General features: G+C 29.0%; 1 protein-coding gene and 1 pseudogene. Both read left to right on the forward strand.

The genetic code is table 11. The features are described 5' to 3' along the window. Positions 1-908 (forward strand): annotated as a pseudogene (locus A5868_RS05110) (hypothetical protein); the annotation flags it as partial. A gap of 315 nt (positions 909-1223) precedes the next feature. After that, positions 1224-1513 (forward strand): hypothetical protein (locus tag A5868_RS18930; protein ID WP_176374146.1); only part of this gene is annotated, 290 nt, incomplete at its 3' end.

Genomic DNA, 1513 nt, shown 5'->3' on the forward strand with positions numbered 1-1513 from the left:
CACTTGGACTATTTCAATCGGATGAAATATTAAATAGATATGAATTGGAAGAGTCCATTCTCCTTTTGTATCAAGGAATAGATATAGAGGCAAAAAAGAAAATGTTAAAGGCGCTTTTAAATAGTGAGTTTACTCTTTCATATTATCATTTTGATTCTTTCATTAGAGAATTACCATTTTTAGAAAGCAAGGGTATTTTAAACAGCATTGAAAAGAAAATCGACGAAAGATGGTATCTTTCGAATTTTTTAGCATGTAAAAAAGTTAACAATGATGAGACAGAAGAACTTCTTTTGTTTTTAAAGAATATCAAAGATCAAAAAATTATTAATTCTTTTAATATTTTATCTTTCATTAATTACATTGAGACAGATACCATTATCTTAAAATTTTTATTATTTCAATATGATGAAGGCAATGTGCTGGGGAGCTTTTTCATACCTAATTATTTATCTGAAGATAAAGCAGAGCGAATTATAAATATTGTAGGCTACAAAGATCTGAAGAGAATCTATTTGAACGCTCTAGAAGATGAAAATATTGATGGTTCCGGACAATTCTTTAGATGTCTGTTAAGTGAACGAGATGCTGATTTTATAAGTTCATACCTCATTAAACTGAATAGTTTAAGATTAAATTTCAACTATGTACAGAGAGATGTTCAAATAAAAAGTATTTGGATATCGTCGATTGCGGAAGAAGGGATAAAAAAGTATTTAGATTTTCTAATTAAAGAAAATCATGTGATTTATGCTGGAATAGATTTATACCTAGAAAATCTTTTCAAAGCAAACATTGAACGCTCTTTTGAATTCATAAAAGAAGAAATAATCAATACTGAGGATGAGAAAAAATTAGTTGATTTGTATAACCTCTCACTTGAGATACTGTCTCTTATACACATCTAGATGTGTATAAGAGACAGGACTGCTGTCGTCGTCGGCAGCGTCAGATGTGTTTCAAAGCAAACATTGAACGCTCTTTTGAATTCATAAAAGAAGAAATAATCAATACTGAGGCTGTCTCTTATACACATCTAGATGTGTATAAGAGACAGACTCTTTAAAGTTTATGAATACGAATATACAGAAGTGAACAATTATATAGATAATATATTATTAAATTTCCCAGTGTATGAAGTGCAAAATGGATTCTTAAGAACCATTAGTTCCGATTTGATTTACATTAAGAATCTTTTTTTTAAAAATTTGAATGAGTTATCATTGAGGCAAGAAGCAATAGTAGTCAGATTGAACACACAAGCAAAACAATATGGGATAACTTCTAATCCATTTTTTGAGTACAGACCATCAAGTAAACAAGATATCTATATAGCTTTTTCATCTAATATGTTTGATTATGAGACAGAAAATTTTGATTACGAAGGAAGTCAAATATTAAGGCAAAAGAATCTCAAAGAGGTTTTCGGAAATTATTCAAATGACTTACTAGAGCTATTCAATACACTTGGACTATTTCAATCGGATGAAATATTAAATAGATATGAATTGGA

Source organism: Enterococcus sp. 12F9_DIV0723 (assembly GCF_002174375.1).
Taxonomy (GTDB): Bacteria; Bacillota; Bacilli; order Lactobacillales; family Enterococcaceae; genus Enterococcus_A; species Enterococcus_A gilvus.